Source organism: Pontibacterium sp. (genome assembly GCF_041587635.1).
Classification (GTDB): Bacteria; Pseudomonadota; Gammaproteobacteria; order Pseudomonadales; family Balneatricaceae; genus Pontibacterium.
Window position 1 is genome coordinate 1 of record NZ_JBFGYC010000606.1, and the last position, 2,306, is coordinate 2,306.

Consider the following 2,306-nt stretch of genomic DNA (forward strand, 5'->3'; position numbering starts at 1 on the left):
CCCCGTATAACAAGGCCCCGCCCACCTTGATCAAATATTACCCACTTAAAAACCTAATCAAATCATGAGGTTTAGCTTCACAGGCATAGACCGATTCATGATTTGCTTAAATAGCAGGCACAAAAAAACCTGTATGAATCACTCCATACAGGTTTTTAATGTATGGCCGGTTATTTAACCGACCGCATCGATCTTAGTGGTGGTGACCACCCGCGCCGTGCGCGTGACCGTGCTCCACTTCTTCTTCAGATGCTTCACGTACTTCAACAACTTCAACACTGAAGTTCAGGATCTGACCCGCCATTGGGTGGTTGCCGTCCAGCGTGATGCCATCTTCTTCAACTTTGATGACAGTCACTGGCTGCTCGCCCCATGGCGCCTGAGCCATAAACTGCATACCTACTTCAACAGAATCTACGCCCTGGAAGTTTTCCTGTGGCACTTTCTGGATCATCTCTTCGTGTACTTCGCCGTAACCTTCAGAAGGCTCTACACGTACATCCAACTTATCGCCAACCTGCTTGCCCAGCAGCGCATTTTCCAGACCTGGAATGATATTCTGAGCGCCGCACAGAAACGCCAGAGGCTCCTGTCCTTCAGATGAATCCAGAACCTCACCACCGTCGTTTTTCAGGGTGTAGTTGATCTGGACAACTGTTTTATCAGCGATCTGCATTGAGAAATTCTCCATAGAGAAAGGAAACGCACAAAGTTGCTCAAACCGCAGCCCGTAAGCTGTGTGCAGGCCAAAGCACCTTTGAACCTTCCAAAAAATTAGTTAGGAAGTGCCATCATAACCAAAGCGTTATGGGGTCTGCCAGCGTAAACCGGACGAAAATCAGGTCAAAGCGAAAATACTGCCTCAGACACGCACAAACTCAGCGTTCTGAGCGTTCCAACACCAGATATTCTCTGGATTTAGATGCACTCCGCCCACCCAACGATCAATTTGCCGTTGAGCCAGCCAGTTCGCATCTCCCGCCAATACCTCAGCCCCCAGATCAGTGATTAACAACTGCTGCTGTAAAAATGCCTCATCCGCCCCAAACATCCCCGGCAATTTGAACTCGGAGCCATCCGCCAGAGCAATCAAAGGCCGGTCGCTCTCAACCATCCGCTTAATCACCAACCAGAAGCTGGAATCACCCATAAATTGTGGATTCTCCAGCTGCTGAGCGTCCCTGAAGACGTTACCCGGTGCAGATTCACCACCTGAAAGAATCGAGAGTATTTGTCGCTCTGTGCGGTTAATACCGTTTAAATCCGGATATTCCTCCGCCAGACGCTGAAGACCACTTTTCAAATATGGCAGGCAACTCAAATCCTGTGTTAACACCGCAGCCAACATACGTGGATTTGATGCCGTCAACGCGTACCAGGCTTCTTCCGCAATCTGCAACTGCTCGGTACTGACCACCTGACGCTGATTCAGGCATTCCGGCAAATCATGCTCTTCGGTTGCCAACCCCAAAAGGAACGGCACCAATACCAGCTCCGGTGGCTGACAATGACGGCCCGCCTCACTGTTATACCAACTGAGCAGCTGAATCAGGTGCAACTGATCGTAAAGCTCGGGTGAGTTCCAGATCACCACACCCCCTTCACGAGCACTCGACAGGAACACCGCATCGCGCGACTGAAAGTGCGTCAGTGCTTCAAACTCACTTGCCCAACCACAGTGATGGATAAAGTTTGCCCGCACCTGCGACATCTCATCCAGTGTTAATCCTGCTGGGACCGGCCCATCATGAAGAACATCGGCCCAGGACAGAAAGCGTCCGCTGATACCTGCATTCTGAAGTACTTGATTAGCGTTATCGCCATTGGTGATATGAAGCATGATTGAAACATCCTTAAAAAGTCGCAGGCCTATTATTGTAGCGATATTCGTTTACGGAATTGGAGTTAAAAATTGATTTTCAACATAGCACTCCAGCCATCGCCTCCAAACAATCAACATGACCTAAGCCACATTAATAGACTCATGATTTCAACATGATGCTTAAAAAACACAAAATTCCGCAACGCACAATACAATTGGGGAATATCCCACGCCTCCGAACACTTTATAATTTCTGTGTAGTCGGCTTCGGCTGTCTATTTCTCAATGATTTCATCGTTGTTTTTATGCCGTGGCGCACCATTCTGGTGCCCGTGGCTTTTTTATATAACTTTCCGATGAAATTCCCAAGGCAAGACTGGATAAACAAGCAGGCACTAGGCATCATTTCAAAACTTATCTAAAGTAAGTTAGCGAATTGGCTTAAGACGTGGAGTAATGCCAATGACATATGTCTGGCCCAGCA

General features: G+C 48.3%; 2 protein-coding genes. Both read right to left on the reverse strand.

Annotation, left to right across the window (positions count from 1 at the left end):
• Positions 1–193: 193 nt before the first annotated feature.
• The gene (locus ABYW01_RS19705) at positions 194–676 is read right to left on the reverse strand and encodes a peptidylprolyl isomerase (protein ID WP_372836088.1); all 483 of its coding nucleotides are present in this window, start codon (positions 674–676) and stop codon (positions 194–196) included.
• A 186-nt stretch (positions 677–862) separates the two neighbouring features.
• Positions 863–1,840, reverse strand: a complete 978-nt coding sequence (locus tag ABYW01_RS19710; protein WP_372836090.1) for a hypothetical protein — start codon at positions 1,838–1,840, stop codon at positions 863–865.
• Between the last annotated feature and the right edge of the window lie 466 nt (positions 1,841–2,306).

Coding starts and splice junctions, on each gene's coding strand:
- ABYW01_RS19710 (WP_372836090.1), bottom strand. CDS start 1,840: ATGCTTCATATCACCAATGGCGATAACGCTAATCAAGTACTTCAGAAT.
- ABYW01_RS19705 (WP_372836088.1), bottom strand. CDS start 676: ATGCAGATCGCTGATAAAACAGTTGTCCAGATCAACTACACCCTGAAA.